This is a genomic window from Microbacterium sp. NPDC057741, assembly GCF_042798735.1.
GTDB lineage: Bacteria > Actinomycetota > Actinomycetes > Actinomycetales > Microbacteriaceae > Microbacterium.
In genome coordinates this window covers 33,863-51,192 of sequence record NZ_JBHVJW010000009.1, presented here as the reverse complement: position 1 = coordinate 51,192, position 17,330 = coordinate 33,863, and the positions used below count along the sequence as shown (strand labels likewise).

Here is a 17,330-nt window from a genome sequence, read left to right as displayed (position 1 = left end):
GCGCACCCGCGCTGCCGGGCCGCCGCAGGCACACAACCCACCCGACACCACACGAGGAGCCCTCGATGACCACCACCGCGAAGGCCGCCGCACCGGCGGCGACCGCGAAGCAGCGGCCGGGTGACCGCTGGTTCTCCGGGGCGGCTCTGTTCGCCGGGTCGATGATCCTCGTCACCCTGGCCGCCGTGGCGGTGTTCCTGGTCGTGCAGTCCATCCCCGGACTCACCGCGACCCCCGACGACGCCACGATCCTCAAGACCGACTTCTGGGCCTACGTCGCACCGCTCGCCTTCGGCACGATCTGGGCCGCGGCCCTGGCGCTGCTGTTCGCCGTGCCGCTCTCCATCGCCGTCGCCCTGTTCATCTCGCACTACGCCCCGCGCCGACTCGCACAGGGGCTCGGCTACATCGTCGACCTGCTGGCAGCCGTTCCGTCCGTCGTCTTCGGCATCTGGGGCATCGCGGTGCTCGCACCGGCGGCGCTGCCGGTCTACACCTGGCTGAACCAGAACATGGGCTGGATCCCGCTGTTCGACGGAAACCCGTCCGGCCGCAGCATCCTCACCGCCGCGATCGTGTTGGCCGTGATGGTGCTGCCGATCATGACCGCCATCTGCCGCGAGATCTTCCTGCAGACCCCGCCGCTGCACGAGGAGGCCGCTCTGGCCCTCGGTGCGACCCGCTGGGAGATGATCCGCATGGCGGTGCTCCCCTTCGCCCGCGGCGGCATCGTCTCGGCCGCCATGCTGGGCCTGGGCCGCGCGCTCGGCGAGACCATGGCCGTGGCCATGGTGCTCTCGGCGTCGGGAGGCATCACCTGGCGGCTGCTCACCGCACAGAACCCCAACACCATCCCCGCCAACATCGCGCAGACCTTCCCCGAGGCCTACGGTCTCAGCGTCAACGTGCTGATCGCGACCGGCCTCATCCTCTTCGTGGTCACGTTCCTCGTGAACGCCGCCGCCCGCTGGATCGTGAACCGCCGCAAGGAATTCTCGGGAGCCAACTGACATGACCCTCACCGCCACTCCCCCGGTCGCCCCGGCGCCGGCCGCATCGATGCGCATCACGAACGGACATCTGCCGGCGTGGAGCCCATGGGCGATCCTCGGCCTCGCGCTCGTCGTCTCCGGAGCCGTCTTCGGGGTGGTCGCCGTCAGCGGCGGCGGCTTCAACTTCGCCGGCTGGCTGATCGTCGCCGCGCTGCTGTACATCGTGCTCATCGCCGTGATCTCCACGGTCGTCGAGGGCCGTCGCAAGGCCACCGACCGGGTCGTCACAGGCCTCGTCAGCGGCGCCTTCCTGCTCGCGATGGTCCCGCTGATCTCGGTCGCGATCACCGTCATCGAGAACGGCGTCAAGGGCCTGTCCGCCGAGTTCTTCACCAGCTCGATGCGCAACGTGGTCGGCGAGGGCGGCGGCGCGCTGCACGCCATCATGGGCACCGTCGAGATCACACTCACCGCAGCGGTGATCTCGATCCCGATCGGCCTGCTCACCGCGATCTACCTCGTCGAGTACGGTCGCGGCCGGCTCGCCCGCGGCATCACGTTCCTCGTGGACGTGATGACCGGCATCCCGTCGATCGTCGCCGGTCTGTTCATCTACGCCCTGTTCGCGCTGATCATGGGGCCGGGCATCCGCCTCGGAATCATGGGCGCGCTGTCGCTGGCCGTGCTGATGGTGCCGGTCGTGGTGCGCTCCAGCGAGGAGATGCTGCGGCTGGTGCCGAACGAGCTGCGCGAGGCGTCGTATGCACTGGGTGTGCCGAAGTGGCTGACGATCCTCAAGGTGGTGCTGCCGACCTCGATCGCCGGCATCGTGACCGGCGTCATGCTGTCGATCGCCCGCGTGATCGGCGAGACCGCCCCGCTGCTGATCACCGCCGGATTCACCGCTTCGATGAACTACAACCTCTTCGACGGCCGCATGATGACTCTGCCGGTCTTCGTCTACACCCAGTACATGAACCAGGGCATCCCGCCCGAGGCGTACGTGAACAGGGCCTGGGCCGCTGCGCTCGTCCTGATCCTCATCGTCATGGCGCTCAACCTCATCGCCCGCCTCATCGCCAAGTTCTTCGCCCCGGCCAAGGGCCGCTGAGCGTAGGTTTTCAGACAAGGAACCCGATATGTCCAAGAGCATCGAAGTCAACGACCTCAACGTCTACTACGGCGACTTCCTCGCCGTCGAGGGCGTCTCCCTCGACATCCAGCCGCGCAGCGTGACGGCCTTCATCGGCCCGTCCGGCTGCGGCAAGTCGACCTTCCTGCGCACCCTGAACCGTATGCACGAGGTGATCCCGGGCGCACGCGTCGAGGGCGAAGTGCTGCTCGACGGCCGCGACCTGTACGCCCCCGGCGTCGACCCGGTGCTCGTGCGCCGCCAGGTCGGCATGGTGTTCCAGCGCCCGAACCCGTTCCCGACGATGTCGATCAAGGAGAACGTGCTCGCCGGCGTGAAGCTGAACAACAAGCGGATGTCGCGGTCGGACGAGGACGCGCTCGTGGAGCGCTCGCTGGTCGGCGCGAACCTGTGGAACGAGGTCAAGGACCGTCTGGACAAGCCCGGGTCCGGCCTGTCCGGCGGCCAGCAGCAGCGTCTCTGCATCGCCCGTGCGATCGCCGTCTCGCCCGAGGTGATCCTGATGGACGAGCCCTGCTCCGCTCTGGACCCGATCTCGACCTACGCGATCGAGGAGCTCATCGGCGAGCTGAAGAACGAGTACACCGTCGTGATCGTGACGCACAACATGCAGCAGGCATCCCGTGTCTCAGACCGCACGGCCTTCTTCAACATCGCCGGCACCGGCAAGCCCGGCAAGCTGATCGAGTACGACGACACCGCGACGATCTTCACGACCCCGTCGGTGCAGGCCACCGAGGACTACGTCTCGGGACGCTTCGGGTAGGACCGAGCACTGCTGATGGATGCCGCGGCGTACACGCCGCGGCATCGTCATTTCACGCCCGATACGCTGACGGCATGAGCGACGAGGCAGATGCGGGCGACGGTCCCGTGACCGCCCGCCCGCAGGAGCCGCTCCGGTCCCGCTCGTTCACGCTGTTCTGGAGTGCCACGACCATCCGCGCGTTCGGCGGAGCGATCGCGGGAGTCGCCTTCCAGATCCTGGTCGTCACGGTCGTCGACGCGACGCCGATGCAGATCGGCATCCTCGGTGCGCTCGGCGTCGTGCCCTATCTGTTCCTGGGATTGATCGTCGGCGCGCTGATGGACCGCTGGCGCCGGCAGCGAACGCTGGTCATCACCAGCATCGGACGGGCGGTCACGCTCGCGTCGCTGCCGGTGCTGCAGCTCACGGGCACGCTGACCTTCTGGTCCCTGGCCGCTGTCGTTCTCATCCTCGGGGTGCTGACTCTGTTCGCGGACTCAGCCGCGCAGCCCCTGCTCCCCCGCATCGTGCCGAGGGGCCAGCTGGTGATGGCCAACGCCCGCCTCGGCCAGAGCCAGACCGTCGCGGCGACCGCAGGACCGGCGCTGGGCGGAGCACTTCTGCACCTCGTCGGCACATCGCTCCTGTTCGCGTTCGAGGCGTTCATCAATGCGATCGCGGCGATCCTGCAGTGGCGCATCCCGGTCGAGGAACCGCGTCCGGAGCCCCGGGCCGCCGGCAGCCACGTCGGGCAGGACGTCATCGAGGGCCTGAAGTACACGTACCGGCACCGCACCCTGCGTCCGTTGGCACTGTCAGTGCACGTCTGGTTCCTCGGCAACAGCATCGTCACCACGACATTCGCGGTCTTCGTGCTGCGGGAGCTGCATCTGCCGGGATGGGCATACGGAGTCGCGCTCGCCGTCGGCGGCGTCGGCGGCTTCCTCGGCGCGCTGTTCGCTCCCGGGGTCGGAACCCGTCTCGGCGCCGGGCGGGCCATCCTGCTCGGCCGTGCGCTCGTAGTCGTGCCGTGGCTTCTGCTCGCCACCGTCCCGCTGACCAGCACCAGCGGCACCACCGTCGTTCTCGTGGCCGCTGCCGTAGCGCAATTCATCTATTGCCTGGCGATGGGAATCGAGGACACCAACGACATCTCTTACCGTCAGTCGGTCGCCCCCGACCTCCTTCAGGGTCGGATGAACTCGACGATCCGCACGGTCAACCGCGTCGTATTCTTCTTCGGCGCCCTGCTCACGGGAGTGCTGATGACGCTCGTCGGCTACCGGATCACGCTTGGCATCGGTGCCGCCGCGTTCCTCGCCGCGGCACTCGTGGTGATGCTCTCGCCGCTACGGGATGCTCGGCATGAGGAGACCGTCGACTGAGACCCCCGGAACGGTCAGAGCCCGGGCACCTCGGTCAGCTGGTCGGCCGTCGGCGCCTCGATGGTCACCGGCTCCCCCCACTTGGAATAGTCGAGCGTCGTCTTCATGACGCCCATGTCGACCACCGAGCGCCGGATGAGGTCGTCGCCGCCGACGTACATGTCGTAGGTCACGGTGTCACCGATGCCGGCCTCCGCCGGGACCTCGGCCCCCTGCGCCGCGAACAGCTTCTTTGTGTCGACGGTGAGCACGTAGTGGGTCGTGTCGACGCCGTCGATCTTCTCCGTGCCGTCCGCGACGGTGAAGTCCGTCAGCGCGGCGGAGAGCCCCTTCATCTGGTCCGCCAGGTTGCTCTGCGAGAGCGTGGACTCAAGCTGCGCCGCGATCGGGTTGTCGTCGTCGGTCGAGATCTTGACGAACTTGTTCTGCGTCATCTCACCCATGCTCAGGTAGATGGTGCCGTCGACGAGGATCATCTCCATCGAGTTGCCCCCGACCTCTGTGCTCAGATGCATCCGCATCTTCTTGGGGTCGCTGTCCACAGCCATGTCACCGGTGGATGCGACGGTCTGCCCCTGCGCGGTCATGTTCTGAACGACGTGCCCGGTGCTCGCCTTCAACTGGGCGTCGCTCAGTCGCTGCACGAAGTCATCGGCAGTCAGCCGGGTGGGCTTCTCCGGCGCCGCTGTCTTCGTCTCGGACGATTTCGAAGCGGTGTCGGACGCGGGCGAGGGCGAGCAGCCGGCGATGCCCAGCGAGGCGACGACGGCGATGGCGGCGATCGCGCACGCGCGACGGAGCGAGAGAGTCATGGAGAAGATCCTATGACCTCGCTGACAGCCCGCTGAACGCGTCGGCCGCACCTCCGGGCATGAAAAGACCGGGCCGCAAGAACGCCTCTCGGCGGAAGGCCGCTCGAAGCGGCAGAAGTTGGAGCCCGGGGTTATGCGGCCCGGCCGATCAAGTGTAACGCGTGTGACGCGGAGGTATTCCCCGCACCCTGCGCTCGCGTGCCGTCGTCTTCGAGACAGCCGCACGTCGTCGGTCGACTCTCAGCGCGGGCTGAGCAGGAACGCGTTGAGCTCGGCTGTCAGCGGGTCGATGGCGAGGACGCGGTCGTCGATCGCGACGATCGGCGCGGCCAGGCGCACGCTGGAGACGAGCCACGCGGCATCCGCCGCTGTGAGGTCGGATGCCGGGATCTGCGCGTACTCGGCCGTGAAGCCTCGCCCGGCGAGGTGTTCGTAGACGCTGAGCTGCGTCGTGCCGTGCAGGATGCCGCCGGACGGTGCCGGCGTGACGAAGCGGTCGCCGAATCGCAGGATCAGCGACGCCGTCGGAGCCTCGAGCACGTACCCGTCGCTGGTGAGGAACACCGCGTCGTTCGCGCCTCGACGGTGCGCCTCGCGGATCGCCGCCATGTTCACGGCGTAGGACAGCGTCTTCGCTCCGAGCAGCAGCCAAGGAGCACTCTCGGCAATGTCGATGCTGTAGCCGCGGTCGAGCGTGACGACGCGGATGCCCTCGGTGCGCGGCACCGTGAAGTCCGCTGCCTTCGCCGCGGTCGCCCAGGCGGTCGGCGTCGGCCCGTGCTCGACGCCTCGACTGAGGATGAGCTTGATCACGGCTTCACCCTTCGGGCACTCCGCCGCAGCCACGGCCACGGCCTGCCGCCACTGCTCGAGGTTCGGGGCGGGCAGCTCGCACAGCTCGGCGGAGTGCGCCAGGCGCTGGACATGCGCCTCGACCTCCTGCGGATGCCCGTCGACGACGCCGATGGATTCGAAGACGCCGTCGCCGCGCTGGGTGCTCAGCTCGCCGACGCTGAGGGCAGGGGCGGAGGCATCCACGGAGCGGAACGAATCGGAGTAGTCCGCGCGCTCCTCCGCGGCGTCCGCGGGCACGATCATCAGGGCGAATCGGGTGGCCATGGTTGAAGCTTAGGCGCCCGGGAGCGGGACGCGGCCGCCCTCACAGCCCGGTCTTCTCCTGTCCGGAGTTCATCTCTCCGCGACAGCCTGCGCCGTCCCTTCGTCGGGAGTCAGCACCGTCGACAGCATCACCCGACGACGCGCCCCTCTCGCTTCGAGGTACGGGGACAGCAGTTCACCGAGCCCCTTCTGTATCGTGGCGAGATCGTCCTCGTCGACGTAGAGCGCGGTGCGGCCGAAACCGGAGAGATCCCGCAGGCCCGGGTCGCCGTCGAGGAACCGGTCGAAGTCCGCGGCCACCTCTCCGAGGAAGGTGAGGAACGCCGTTCTCAGCTGGGAGACATCGAGCCGACGCAGCTCTTCGCGATCGACGTGCGCCATCCGCTCCCCCAGTGCCAGCGTGCGCTCGACCGCCCCGCGCACCCGGCGCTCGTCGACCACGGTGAGGATGCCGGTGTCGACGAGCGTCGCGACATGGCGGTAAAGCGTTGCCTGCGTCACGTCCGGCAGCGCGGCCCGCAGTTGGGCGGTGGTCAGGCTGCGCCCGCCCAGCTGCTGGACGATCCGCAGCCGGACCGGATGCAGGACGACGTGCGCGATCGATGATTCTCCTGGCATGCCGCTTCCCTCATTATTATCAAGCTGATAATGTTCTCAGTACTGCATCGATTCTACGCGGAGGCGGACATGACGACACTGGAGTACACGACGACCGGGCTGCGACTCCGGTTTCCCGGCTGGGAGTCGACGATGGCCGGCAGAAGCACCTTCACGGCCGCGGCGGCCGACATCCGGGGTGCGACCACCGAACCCGGGTGGACCTCGGAGATCCTCGGGATACGATCCGGACTCGTGGTGTCCGGCTTCCGGAAGCTGGGAGTCTTCACGCACCCCTCAGGCACCCGGCGCCTGGTCTCGATGACGCGCGGGCTCCCCCTGCTGCGAGTGCACCTCGATCGCGGTGCCACAGATTTCGACGAGGTGCTGGTGAGCACCCCGGACGCCGAACGCATCGCCCGATCCATCCATGAGGGCGCGCGCCGCTGAGCCCGCCCGGGCGGCCGGCGGCTCAGCGGCGCGTCAGGTCAGCGTGCCCGCGCTCCAGGACTTCGCCGACGCACTGAGATCGTCCGCGTATGCGCTCAGCCGGGCCGCGCGCCGGGTCAGATCGCTCGCACGGTCGGGCTCGGTGACCTCATAGTCGTCGGCGGTGTGCGTGGCGCCGGAGGCCTGCACCCGGCAGAACGACGCGGCGCGATCGAGCGCCACGGCGAAGTCGCCGCGGAACGCGCCGCGCATGATGGTGTCGATTAGCGTCACGAGCTCCTCGGGGCTCGCGGGGACCGGAGCACCCGCGACCAGTGCATCCGCGCTGCGCAGCTGCACTCGCCCGCGCTCGTACAGCAGCGCCGTCGTCGCCGGATCGCCGTGGATCGCGGCCTGAACCAGATACAGCCGCCACAGCGCGCCCGGCAGCGAACGCGCGGGCGCCTTCGACCACAGCTCCGCGATCTCGTCGATCCCATGCTTGCCGGTGTACGCGATCAGCCGCTCGGCACTCACGCCGCTGTCGTCGGCACGCACGCGCGCCAGCAGGGCGGATGCGGTGGCGTGCGCGATCCGGGTCTCCTCGGCCGGGTCGTGCGAGCCGACGAGATTGTCGAAGGCTGCCGCGGGGCGGCGCTCTGGTCGATGGAACTGCGCAGGCATCGCACCAGGGTACGCGCGATGCCCGAACGGGGCGCCCATCCCCGCACTCTAGACTGGAAGGACGGGCCTCTAGCTCAGTTGGCAGAGCATCGGACTTTTAATCCGCGGGTCGTGGGTTCGAGCCCCACGGGGCCCACCGTGTAACCATTCGATCGGATGGCGGCGCAGCGCACAGCAGTCAGGTGCGCGTGCCCTCCATCCGTTGCCGGATGAACCAGGTCCGCCCGCCGTCGCGGGACTCCTCGCCCAGCCAGCGGAACGACTCCTGGGTGATGTCGGAGAAGATCCAGCGGCTGATCGCCCCGTCCGCCTCCGGCTCGCCGAGCAGCACGATCCGATCGGCATCCGCACCGCCGTGCAGCACGACGAAGGCGCCGCTCGAGGCGCCGAACCACACAACGTGCCACGCGCGGGTGGCTGCGTCGAACATCCGCATACTCGACCCGATTCGGCGCTCACCCGCCGCCTCGCCACGGCCGGGCGCCGGCCCACTGAGCACATCCTGCACGGCGCGTCCGTCCAAGACCCAGCCGAACGTCCAGCGCCCCGGTTCGTCGTACACGCACGCGCCGTCGGCTTCGTAGAAGCGCACCCGCATCCGCCACTCCCCCACGAATCGGCCGAACAGGGCAAGCTCATCCGCGAAGTCGGGATGGGCGCCCGTGGCGCGTAGGTCCTCTTCGAACGGGCTTGCATCATCCAGCATGTCCCGGACACTACGCCGAACATCCGACACCGCTATCGTCTGGAACATGGATCCGCATGACCCCGCCTCGATCGCCCGATTCGTCGACGGGATCGGATTCGGCGTGGTCGCGACCGTCTCGCGTGAAGGCGCGCCGGAGGCCGCGCTCGTCGGTCTCGCCGCCGCGGATGACGGCACCCTGATCTTCAACACCCCGAATGCTGCGCGAAAAGTCGACAACCTTCGAGCGAACGCCCGCGTGGCGGTCGTGGTGAGCGAGGGTGACGTGAGCGTGCAGCTCGAGGGCGTGGCGACCGTCTCAGCCGGTGCCGAACGCGACCGGTACGGCCGCGCCTACGAGCACCGCTTCCCTGGATCCCGCGCGTTCGCGGACGGGTTCCTCGTGGTCGTCGTGCGCCCCGACTGGGTGCGGGTCTACGACGCCGGCAGCCGCCCGGCACAGGTCGCCGAGGCCGCCTGGCGAGACTGATCCCAGAAACTTCGGAATACCCCCCTGGGGTATCCAGTTGCTCCTCTTCGAAGCATCCATTCGAGGAGGAATCATGGACACCACCGGCACGACGATCTCTCGCGGCGGGTACCTGCTGACCGACGTCAGCGCTCCGGGCACCGCCGGCGACACGGGAACGCTGTCGTTCACGATCCGCGCCGCCGACGGCACGCCGGTCACCACCTTCGCGCAGAGCCATGGCAAGGCGCTGCACCTGATCGTGGTCCGCACCGACGGCACCGGCTACCGTCATCTGCATCCCGTGCTCGACGTCTCGACCGGCGTCTGGTCGACGCCGGTGACCTGGGATGCCGCGGGCTCGTATCGCATCTTCGCCGACGCGGCCCCGCTCGGCGCCGAGGGCGTCACGCTCTCGCGCACGATCGACGTGGCCGGCGATCTCCGCCCTGTCGAGTACCACGGCGAGCGCCGTCACGTCACGGTCGACGGATTCGACGTTCATCTCGACGGCCCTCTGCGCACCGGAGCAGGCGGCGTGCTGACCGTCACGATCTCCGAGCACGGGCGTCCGGTGCAGCGCCTCGAGCCGTACCTCGGCGCCTTCGGGCACCTGGTCGCGCTGCGCGAGGGCGACCTGGCCTACCTGCACGTGCACGCCCTCGGCGGCGACCCCGCGGACGGCGACCTCTCCGGCCCGGGGATCGAGTTCCACGCGTCCGCACCGACAGCCGGCCGCTACTTCCTCTACCTCGACTTCCAGATCGGCGGGCAGGTGCGCACGGTGTCCTTCGTCGTCGACGCATCGGCTGACCCTGCGTCGGCCGCCGAGCACCACGTGCACCACGCCACCCACGCCCACTGACCCCCACCCATCACGACTGGAGAAAGATCATGACCTCATCCCCCGCTCCGAGCCGCCGCCGATGGTGGGCGCTCGGACTCATCGCCACAGCGCAGTTCATGGTGATCATGGACACGTCGATCATCGGCGTCGCGCTCCCCCGCATGCAGGAGGACCTCGGCTTCACGCCGAGCACGCTCTCCTGGGTGTTCAACGCCTACGTGATCGCCTTCGGCGGCCTGCTGCTGCTCGGCGGGCGGCTCTCCGACCTGTTCGGCGCCCGGCGGCTTTTCGTCACCGGCTGGATCATCCTGCTGGTCGGATCCTTCGTCGCCGGTGCCGCAGGCGATGTCACCATCGAACTCGTCGGACGTGTCGTCCAGGGAGCGGGAGCCGCGCTCATCGCCCCCTCGGCACTCACCCTGCTGATGATGCTCTTCGGCGCGAACTCTAAGGAGCTCACCCGGGCACTCGCACTGTACGGTGCGGCGGCTCCCGCCGGCGGCACCGCGGGCGTCTTCCTCGGCGGCCTGATCACGCAGTACGCGTCCTGGCCGTGGGTGTTCTACATCAACATCCCGATCGCCCTCATCGCGGTCCTCGCCGCCCGCTCGCTGCTGCCAGGCGGAGCATCCGGCGCCCGCGGCGGCGTCGACCTGCTCGGCGCGCTCACCGCCACGCTCGGCCTCGGCGCGCTGGTCTACGGCATCGTCCGCGCCCCTGAGGCAGGCTGGACCTCGGCCGAGCCGCTGATCGCGATCGGCGGCGGCGTGCTGCTGCTCGCCCTGTTCCTGGTGATCCAGTCGCGCTCGCGCAGCCCGCTGATGCCGCTGTCGATCTTCCGTGCGCCGCGACTCGGCGCCGCGAACCTCGCGCAGTTCTTCCTCGGCGGCGCGTGGATCCCGATGTGGTTCTTCCTGAACCTCTACCTGCAGCAAGTGCTCGGCTACAGCGCGTTCCCCAGCGGCGCCGCGCTGCTGCCGATGACGGCGCTCATCATGGTCGGCATGATCGTCCTGGCACCGCGCGTGATCGCCCGGTTCGGCATGAAGACTCCGATCGTCGCAGGGCTCGCGCTTCTGGCGGCCGGACTCGGATGGCTGTCGCTGGTGCGCCCTGACGGCAACTTCCTCGTCGACGTGCTGCCCGGTTCCCTGGTCACCGCACTCGGCATGTCGCTGGCCTTCATCCCCTCGCTCGGTACGGCCATCTCGGCCGCCCGCGCGGAGGAGGGCGGACTGGCCTCGGGCATCGTGAACACCAGCTACCAGGTCGGCTCGGCCCTCGGGCTGGCGGCGATGACCGCCCTCGCGGCATCCTTCGGGGCCGAGCAGCTCGGCGACCTCCCGGCGCTCACCGACGGATACTCGGCGGCGTTCCTCGGCGCCGCGGCGATCGCGCTGGTCGGCGGCCTGCTCGCATTGGCCTTCTTCCGCCGCACGCCGGCGGCCGCACCGGCCGCCGAGCCGGCTCTGGAGGCGGCCGGCTGAGACGGGCAACCCGGATGCGGCGGTACGCGACAGCGGACCGCCGCATCCGACCTGCATGGACATGACGTATGTCATGGCCGATAGATGACATCGTTCATGACGCGCCATCTCTCGGCTGTCGAAGACTGGAGTCATGACAGAGACAGCCACCACATCGGCATCGGTCGCACCGAGCGCCGCGCCGCGGGCATCCGCCGGCCGGCAGACGCTCCCCGCGATCGACGCGACAGGACTCACGAAGACGTTCCGCGGCATCACCGCCGTGGACGGCGTGGACCTGCGAGTCCGCCAGGGCGAGGTCGTCGCGTTCCTCGGCCCTAACGGCGCTGGCAAGACCACCACCATCGACATGCTGCTCGGGCTCTCGCAGCCCGATCGCGGTGAGGTCAGCCTGTTCGGCCTCAGCCCACGGCAGGCGATCAGCCGCGGCCTCGTCTCCGCCGTCATGCAGACCGGCGGCCTGCTCAGCGACATCACCGTGCGCGACACGATGAAGCTCACCGCGTCGCTGTTCGCACAGACCACCGGCATCGATGCGGCGCTCGAGCGCGCCGGCATCCTCGACATCTCCGACAGGCGCGTGTCGAAGTGCTCCGGCGGTCAGCAGCAGCGTCTGCGCTTCGCGATGGCTCTGGTCTCGGATCCCGGGCTGATCGTGCTCGACGAGCCCACGACCGGCATGGACGTCGAGGGCCGGCACTCGTTCTGGCAGGCCATCCACGCCGACGCGCAGCGCGGCCGCACCGTGCTCTTCGCCACGCACTACCTCGAAGAGGCGGACCAGTACGCCGACCGCATCCTGCTGATCCGCAAGGGGCGGATCGTCGCGAACGGCACCACCGCCGAGATCAAGGCGATGGCCTCGGGCCGCACGATCGAGGCGGAGTGGGCTGACGCCGATCAGGTCGCCCTGTCGCGGCTGCCAGGGGTCGATTCGGTCGAGGTGCGCGGAACGCGCGTGATCGTTCGCTCCGGCGACTCGGATGCCGTGGCCCGCTACCTGCTCGGCCGAACCGACGCCCACGACGTCACGATCACCAGCCAGAACCTCGAGCAGGCGTTCCTGCGCCTGACCGGCGACGACTCCGACGCCGAGATCTCCGAAGGAGCATGACATGACCACCACAACGCTCGGGCGCCTCGACGCGATCGACCCGGCTGCCCGCCGCGCGCCCCACTACGGAGGCTTCAGCTGGACCTTCCTCTCCGTCGAGCTCAAGCGCCTGTTCCGCAACTCCAGCGTCGTGATCTTCACCCTGATCTTCCCGGTCGCGATGCTGATCATGGTGGGCCTTCCGAACAAGAACGTGCCGATCAGCGATGTGCCTGTGTCTCAAGGCGGCATGTCGGCGGCCGTGCCGATCATGATCTCGATGGCCGTCTACGGCGCGATGGTCGCCAGCACGATGACCGGCGTCACAGTCGCCGCAGAGCGCACCCAGGGGTGGAGCCGGCAGCTGCGGCTGACGCCGCTGAACCCCGTCGTCTACATCCTGGTGAAGGTGCTCTGCGGGTTGGTGCTAGGGGGTATCGCCGTGCTGATCACGCTCATCCTCGGTTCCGCGCTGGGCATCACCGCCCCGCTCGGCAACCTCATCCTCGCCGGTCTCCTGGCATGGCTGAGCTCGCTGATGATGACGAGCCTCGGGCTCGCTGTCGGATACGCCTTCCCCGCGCAGAACGCGATGCGCTACCTCGGCCCTATCCTGCCGATCCTCAGCTTCATGGGCGGACTGTTCTTCCCTCTGGCCCTGATGCCGGAGGGCGTGCAGATCGCCGCGAAGTTCACCCCCGTATGGGGCATCGCGAACCTGTCGCAGTCGGCGATCATGGGCATCGCGCCCGATGTCTGGGCGATCCCCAACCTGGTCGTCTGGTTCCTGCTGTTCACAGGATTCGCCGTGCTGATGTTCCGCCGCGACACCAAGCGCGTCTGACCACGTGATCGATCCGGCCGGGACGTGACGAGCCCGGTCGGTTCGATGCATCCGTGCGCGCCGACCACCAGCACGAGAGGATGAGGGGATGAGCGAGAATCGCGACGGCGACCGCGCCGCACTGCACCGCGACGTCGAACGCGCCGTGCGCAGCGCCGATTGGATCCCCGCCCCGCGAGACGAGCCCGCGTCCGGCGGCCCCCCGGCCTCGCACGCCGCCCGCGGCTCCGCAGTCACGCGCGGTCTGACCTGGCTGAGAGATGCCCTCCTCGCCCGCGGCGCGCGCCGCTGGTACTCCGGCGCCGCCATCAGCATCGGCTTCACGATCCTGTTCTTCCTGCTCCCGATGATTCAGGATGAACCCCCGCACACCGCGGTGCTGTGGACGTTCGCACTCGCCGTGTTCATCGTGCTGTTCCTGGTCTCCGCGCCGATCGCAATGGCACTGCCTGCCCGCTGGCGATGGGCACCGGCGACAGCACTGCTGATGCTCTCCACGGTGTTCGCCCTCGAGCTCGACTCAGGGTTCACCGGGCTGTGGGCGTATGTGGCCGTCTCGTACGCGATCTCCCTCATGCGGCCGCGCGCATCACTGCTGATCGTCATCGGGCTCGCCCTCGCCGCATTCGGCCTCGCCCTGTGGCATCCGCTCGGCGACCTCCCCGCCTGGGCGATGCCGCTGATCATCCTCTCCACCGGGGTGCTCATGATCGCGTTCGCACGCAACATCGCGACGGTGCGTCTGCTGCACGCGACGCGGAACGAACTCGCGGCGGTCGCCGTCGAGGAGGAGCGCAACAGGGTGGGGCGCGACATGCACGACATCCTCGGGCACTCTCTCTCGGCGATCGCCGTCAAGGCCGATCTCGCGGCAGCCCTGTCCGAACGCGACCCCCAGGCAGCGGCGCGCGAGATCCGTGAGGTGCAGACCCTCGCACGCTCCACGCTCGGCGACATGCGCGCCGTCGTCTCGGGCTACCGGCAAGTGCGGGTGGCGAGCGAGCTCGCGTCATTGCGCACCCTGCTGCCTGCGTCCGGTCTGACCGCGCACCTGCCGTCGACGACCGACGAGGTGCCGGAGCAGAACCGCGAACTGTTCGGCTGGGTACTGCGCGAGGCCGCCACGAATGTCATCCGGCATGCGCAGGCGCGGCAGTGCTGGGTCACGCTCGCGCCGCATCGCATCACCGTGGAGGACGACGGCATCGGTCCTGCGGAGGATCCCGGAGCTGCCGGCAACGGGCTGCGCGGACTGTCCGAACGGGTGCAGGACGCCGGTGGCGCTCTGCGCATCGGCCGCTCCCGCCGTGGCGGGTTCCTGCTGGAGGTGACGGCATGACCGTACGTATCCTCGTCGCCGACGATCAAGCCCTGGTGCGCGGGGCGCTGGCCACACTGCTGTCCCTCGAGGACGACCTCGAGGTGGTCGCCCAGGTGGGGCGGGGCGACGAGGTTCTGGATGCCGCACGCGAGCATCGTCCCGACGTCGCGCTGCTCGACGTCGAGATGCCCGGGATGGACGGGCTGGGTGCCGCGGCGCTGCTGCGGAAGGAGCTGCCGGACACCAGGGTGGTGATCGTGACCACCTTCGGGCGCGCGGGGTACCTGTCGCGAGCCCTCGCCGCGGGCGTGACCGGCTACGTCGTGAAGGACACTCCGTCGGCGGAGTTGGCCGACGTGGTGCGGCGCGTGATGCGCGGCGAGCGCGTGATCGACGCGGCGCTGGCGACCGATGCCCTCACCGCCGGGCAATCACCGCTGACGCCCCGCGAGGCCGACGTGCTTTCGGCTGCCCGCGGCGGCGGCACGATCGCCGACATCGCCGCCGAGCTGCACCTCTCCGAGGGCACGACGCGCAACTACCTGTCCTCCGCGATGCAGAAGCTCGAGGCGCGCACCCGCGTCGATGCCGCCCGCATCGCCGAGGAGCGAGGCTGGCTGGGCTGAGTCTGATCAGCCGCGCGATCAGGCCTGCCGCGCTCGGTGCCTGCGCACCGCATCGCGATTCGCGCATCGTACCGAGCAGTACCGCTGCCGGCCGTTGCGTGTGACATCGACCACCACCTTGCGGCAGGGCTCGGCCGCGCACCGGCCGAGCCGCCCCATGCCGCGACCGGCCAGGTGGAGGGCGGTTCCGACGCTGAGCACTGCTCCGAGCACGAGCGGCAGCGTGGCGGCGTCGTCTCGGTAGTGCAGATGCCAGCCTTCACCGTCGTGATCGGTGAGCTGCGGATAGGTGCCGCGAGCGGCCATCTGGGCGTTCAAAAGCGCCGCGCGCTCGGTCGCGGTGTCCGCGTCCACCACGCGCAGCCATTCGTCGAGCACCGCACGGGTCGCTGCGTGGTCGTCGTCGCTGTTCGAGAAGACCATCGTCATCCCGAAGTCGCGGGTGCGCGCCTCGATCCCGTCGCGGTCTTCGGGCCAGTCGTTCGCGAGCGAGGCCGCGAGCAGGACGGCGTACTCACCGTAAGGGTTGAGATGCATAAGAGCATTACATCATCGTGGAGGACATGACCGCATCTCGACCACTCTCCGCACCCACCCGGGCGTTGCCCGCCATCCATGAGCACGGCTGGATCAGCGAGTCCAGGCACAGAACGTCCGAGGGCGTGATCGTCTATGTGCGATGCGCCGGGTGCGGCGTTCGGCGAGTCGATCTGGTCGTCGCCTGCGGAGTGCCGCCCACCGCGTTCAGCCGGACCGCACCCCGCGCCGAATGACTCCGCAATCAGCGCGGCACGTCGATCACGCGCGAGGCGCCGGTGACGAGCGGATGCCACGCCCCGGCCGACAGCGCCGCGATGTCGGCCTCGAGAGCCGGCAGCTCGGCGGCGGGCGCCCACAGCTCGAAGACCGCGTCAGCCGCATAGGCCGTCTCGCCGAGGATCGCGCCGTGCGCGCCCACCCACTCGCGCAGCGCATTGTCGAACCGGCCGGCGTCGGCGTGCGGCACCGCGACGGTCGCCTCTGAGAGCAGCATCCGGTCCCGCAGCGACGCGAGGTCGAGCGCCTCCGAGACCGCGGACGAGTACGCGCGCACCAGTCCCCCGGCGCCGAGCTTCACCCCACCGAAGTAGCGCGTGACCACGGCGACCACGTCGGTCAGCTCGCGGCGGCGCAGCACCTCGAGCATCGGCATGCCGGCGGTTCCGGACGGCTCACCGTCATCCGATGACCGAGCCCGGTCGCCGAGCAGCCCGGTGACCTGCGCGGAGCAGTTGTGCCGGGCATCCCAGTACTGCTTCTTCACGGCCGAGATCACCTCATCGGCCTCCTCCGGCGAACCGACCGGCGCGACGTGCGCGAGGAAGCGGGACTTCTTGATGACCAGCTCGTGATCGACGGCGGCGGCGATGGTGGCCGGGTAGCCGGTCACGTCGGCAGCCAGCCGAGCTCGCCCGAGTCCAGCCGGGCGGCGATGCCGGCGAACCACTCGCGCTCGGCGGCGAGCTGGTGGCGGTCGTACTCCGCTTCGATGAGCAGGATCGGGGGCACGTCGGATGCTGCGGAGAGGTCCGCGGCGGCGAGCGCGATCGCCGCGTCCAGCGCGGCGACCCGCGCGTGCAGCGCGATCACCGCGTCGTCCCGACCGAGGATGCCGAGGAACGACAGAGCGGCGACGGTGACGGTGCGATCGCTCTGGGGCGTGGACAACAGGGCGAACACGCGCCGCCTCGCCTCGGCACGGCCGGCGTCGGTGAGGGCGAACACCGTGCGCTCGGGGCGGCCCCCGGCCTGCTCCGAGCCGATCGGCTCGATGAGGTGTGCGGCTTCGAGTCGCTGCACCGCGTGATAGATGCTGCGCGGAGCGCCGCCGACGAAGTCCTTGCGCGTCTCGACCACGAAGCGATGGATGTCGTACGGATGCCTCGGTCCGACAGTCAGCAGCGCGAGCACCGTGAGCGCCGGCAGATCGCGCTCTGCGCGGGTCAGCGGACGGTTCGGCTCGGTCATCCCTGCGAGTCTAGGGCTTGACAGCAACTTAG

At 69.3% G+C, this 17,330-nt stretch carries 20 protein-coding genes and 1 tRNA gene; 13 read left to right on the top strand and 8 right to left on the bottom strand.

The features are described from left to right. Nucleotides 1–65: 65 nt before the first annotated feature. From pstC to ACFVDO_RS19570, 4 genes are all read left to right on the top strand, one after another. Complete coding sequence (pstC, locus tag ACFVDO_RS19585; RefSeq protein WP_378860090.1) at nt 66–1,010, top strand: phosphate ABC transporter permease subunit PstC; 945 nt, start codon at nt 66–68, stop codon at nt 1,008–1,010. Between the two features lies 1 nt (nt 1,011). Beyond that, the gene (gene pstA / locus ACFVDO_RS19580; RefSeq protein ID WP_378860091.1) at nt 1,012–2,103 is read left to right on the top strand and encodes a phosphate ABC transporter permease PstA; all 1,092 of its coding nucleotides are present in this window, start codon (nt 1,012–1,014) and stop codon (nt 2,101–2,103) included. A 28-nt stretch (nt 2,104–2,131) separates the two neighbouring features. After that, the gene (gene pstB, locus ACFVDO_RS19575) at nt 2,132–2,911 is read left to right on the top strand and encodes a phosphate ABC transporter ATP-binding protein PstB (protein ID WP_157310602.1); all 780 of its coding nucleotides are present in this window, start codon (nt 2,132–2,134) and stop codon (nt 2,909–2,911) included. Between the two features lie 74 nt (nt 2,912–2,985). Then, on the top strand, nt 2,986–4,278 hold the full coding sequence (locus ACFVDO_RS19570; RefSeq protein WP_378860092.1) for an MFS transporter: 1,293 nt from the start codon (nt 2,986–2,988) through the stop codon (nt 4,276–4,278). 14 nt (nt 4,279–4,292) lie between these two features. On the opposite strand, the gene ACFVDO_RS19565 is transcribed toward ACFVDO_RS19570, so the two are convergent. The 3 genes from ACFVDO_RS19565 to ACFVDO_RS19555 form a co-directional block, all read right to left on the bottom strand. Next, nucleotides 4,293–5,090 carry a DUF6612 family protein gene (locus tag ACFVDO_RS19565; RefSeq protein ID WP_378860093.1) on the bottom strand — a complete coding sequence of 266 codons (798 nt, stop codon included), beginning with the start codon at nt 5,088–5,090 and terminating at the stop codon, nt 4,293–4,295. 240 nt (nt 5,091–5,330) lie between these two features. Beyond that, nucleotides 5,331–6,209 carry an aminodeoxychorismate lyase gene (locus ACFVDO_RS19560; RefSeq protein WP_378860094.1) on the bottom strand — a complete coding sequence of 293 codons (879 nt, stop codon included), beginning with the start codon at nt 6,207–6,209 and terminating at the stop codon, nt 5,331–5,333. Nucleotides 6,210–6,278: 69 nt separating this feature from the next. Beyond that, complete coding sequence (locus ACFVDO_RS19555) at nt 6,279–6,827, bottom strand: helix-turn-helix domain-containing protein (protein ID WP_378860095.1); 549 nt, start codon at nt 6,825–6,827, stop codon at nt 6,279–6,281. A gap of 69 nt (nt 6,828–6,896) precedes the next feature. Between ACFVDO_RS19555 and ACFVDO_RS19550 the strand changes: the two genes are divergently transcribed. Continuing rightward, complete coding sequence (locus ACFVDO_RS19550; protein ID WP_378860096.1) at nt 6,897–7,256, top strand: hypothetical protein; 360 nt, start codon at nt 6,897–6,899, stop codon at nt 7,254–7,256. A 33-nt stretch (nt 7,257–7,289) separates the two neighbouring features. Here ACFVDO_RS19550 and ACFVDO_RS19545 read toward each other — a convergent pair whose 3' ends face one another. Beyond that, the gene (locus ACFVDO_RS19545; RefSeq protein WP_378859241.1) at nt 7,290–7,919 is read right to left on the bottom strand and encodes a DNA-directed RNA polymerase subunit beta; all 630 of its coding nucleotides are present in this window, start codon (nt 7,917–7,919) and stop codon (nt 7,290–7,292) included. Nucleotides 7,920–7,982: 63 nt separating this feature from the next. On the opposite strand from ACFVDO_RS19545, the gene ACFVDO_RS19540 reads away from it, so the two are divergent. Continuing rightward, a tRNA-Lys gene (locus tag ACFVDO_RS19540) sits at nt 7,983–8,055 on the top strand. 42 nt (nt 8,056–8,097) lie between these two features. On the opposite strand, the gene ACFVDO_RS19535 is transcribed toward ACFVDO_RS19540, so the two are convergent. After that, nucleotides 8,098–8,625 carry a hypothetical protein gene (locus ACFVDO_RS19535; protein WP_378859242.1) on the bottom strand — a complete coding sequence of 176 codons (528 nt, stop codon included), beginning with the start codon at nt 8,623–8,625 and terminating at the stop codon, nt 8,098–8,100. Between the two features lie 46 nt (nt 8,626–8,671). Here ACFVDO_RS19535 and ACFVDO_RS19530 point away from each other — a divergent pair, with 46 nt between their 5' ends. From ACFVDO_RS19530 to ACFVDO_RS19500, 7 genes are all read left to right on the top strand, one after another. Continuing rightward, on the top strand, nt 8,672–9,094 hold the full coding sequence (locus ACFVDO_RS19530) for a pyridoxamine 5'-phosphate oxidase family protein (RefSeq protein ID WP_378859243.1): 423 nt from the start codon (nt 8,672–8,674) through the stop codon (nt 9,092–9,094). A gap of 73 nt (nt 9,095–9,167) precedes the next feature. Further along, on the top strand, nt 9,168–9,938 hold the full coding sequence (locus ACFVDO_RS19525) for a hypothetical protein (protein WP_378859244.1): 771 nt from the start codon (nt 9,168–9,170) through the stop codon (nt 9,936–9,938). 29 nt (nt 9,939–9,967) lie between these two features. Continuing rightward, nucleotides 9,968–11,407 carry an MFS transporter gene (locus ACFVDO_RS19520; protein ID WP_378859245.1) on the top strand — a complete coding sequence of 480 codons (1,440 nt, stop codon included), beginning with the start codon at nt 9,968–9,970 and terminating at the stop codon, nt 11,405–11,407. Between the two features lie 133 nt (nt 11,408–11,540). Continuing rightward, on the top strand, nt 11,541–12,521 hold the full coding sequence (locus ACFVDO_RS19515) for an ABC transporter ATP-binding protein (RefSeq protein ID WP_378859246.1): 981 nt from the start codon (nt 11,541–11,543) through the stop codon (nt 12,519–12,521). Nucleotide 12,522: 1 nt separating this feature from the next. Then, nucleotides 12,523–13,344, top strand: coding sequence for an ABC transporter permease (locus ACFVDO_RS19510; protein ID WP_378859247.1), 822 nt, complete (start codon nt 12,523–12,525; stop codon nt 13,342–13,344). Between the two features lie 88 nt (nt 13,345–13,432). Continuing rightward, the gene (locus ACFVDO_RS19505) at nt 13,433–14,683 is read left to right on the top strand and encodes a sensor histidine kinase (RefSeq protein ID WP_378859248.1); all 1,251 of its coding nucleotides are present in this window, start codon (nt 13,433–13,435) and stop codon (nt 14,681–14,683) included. Beyond that, nucleotides 14,680–15,291, top strand: coding sequence for a response regulator transcription factor (locus ACFVDO_RS19500; RefSeq protein ID WP_378859249.1), 612 nt, complete (start codon nt 14,680–14,682; stop codon nt 15,289–15,291). Before ACFVDO_RS19505 ends, ACFVDO_RS19500 begins: the two co-directional genes overlap by 4 nt. 18 nt (nt 15,292–15,309) lie before the next feature. Here the strand turns inward: ACFVDO_RS19500 and ACFVDO_RS19495 are convergent, their stop codons facing one another. The 3 genes from ACFVDO_RS19495 to ACFVDO_RS19485 form a co-directional block, all read right to left on the bottom strand. Next, the gene (locus tag ACFVDO_RS19495) at nt 15,310–15,828 is read right to left on the bottom strand and encodes a CGNR zinc finger domain-containing protein (protein WP_378859250.1); all 519 of its coding nucleotides are present in this window, start codon (nt 15,826–15,828) and stop codon (nt 15,310–15,312) included. A gap of 244 nt (nt 15,829–16,072) precedes the next feature. Next, nucleotides 16,073–16,720, bottom strand: a complete 648-nt coding sequence (locus ACFVDO_RS19490; RefSeq protein WP_378859251.1) for an IMPACT family protein — start codon at nt 16,718–16,720, stop codon at nt 16,073–16,075. Next, entirely contained in the window at nt 16,717–17,298 is a 582-nt protein-coding gene (locus ACFVDO_RS19485) for a PadR family transcriptional regulator (protein ID WP_378859252.1), read from the bottom strand. The genes ACFVDO_RS19490 and ACFVDO_RS19485 overlap by 4 nt, the downstream gene beginning before the upstream one ends. Between the last annotated feature and the right edge of the window lie 32 nt (nt 17,299–17,330).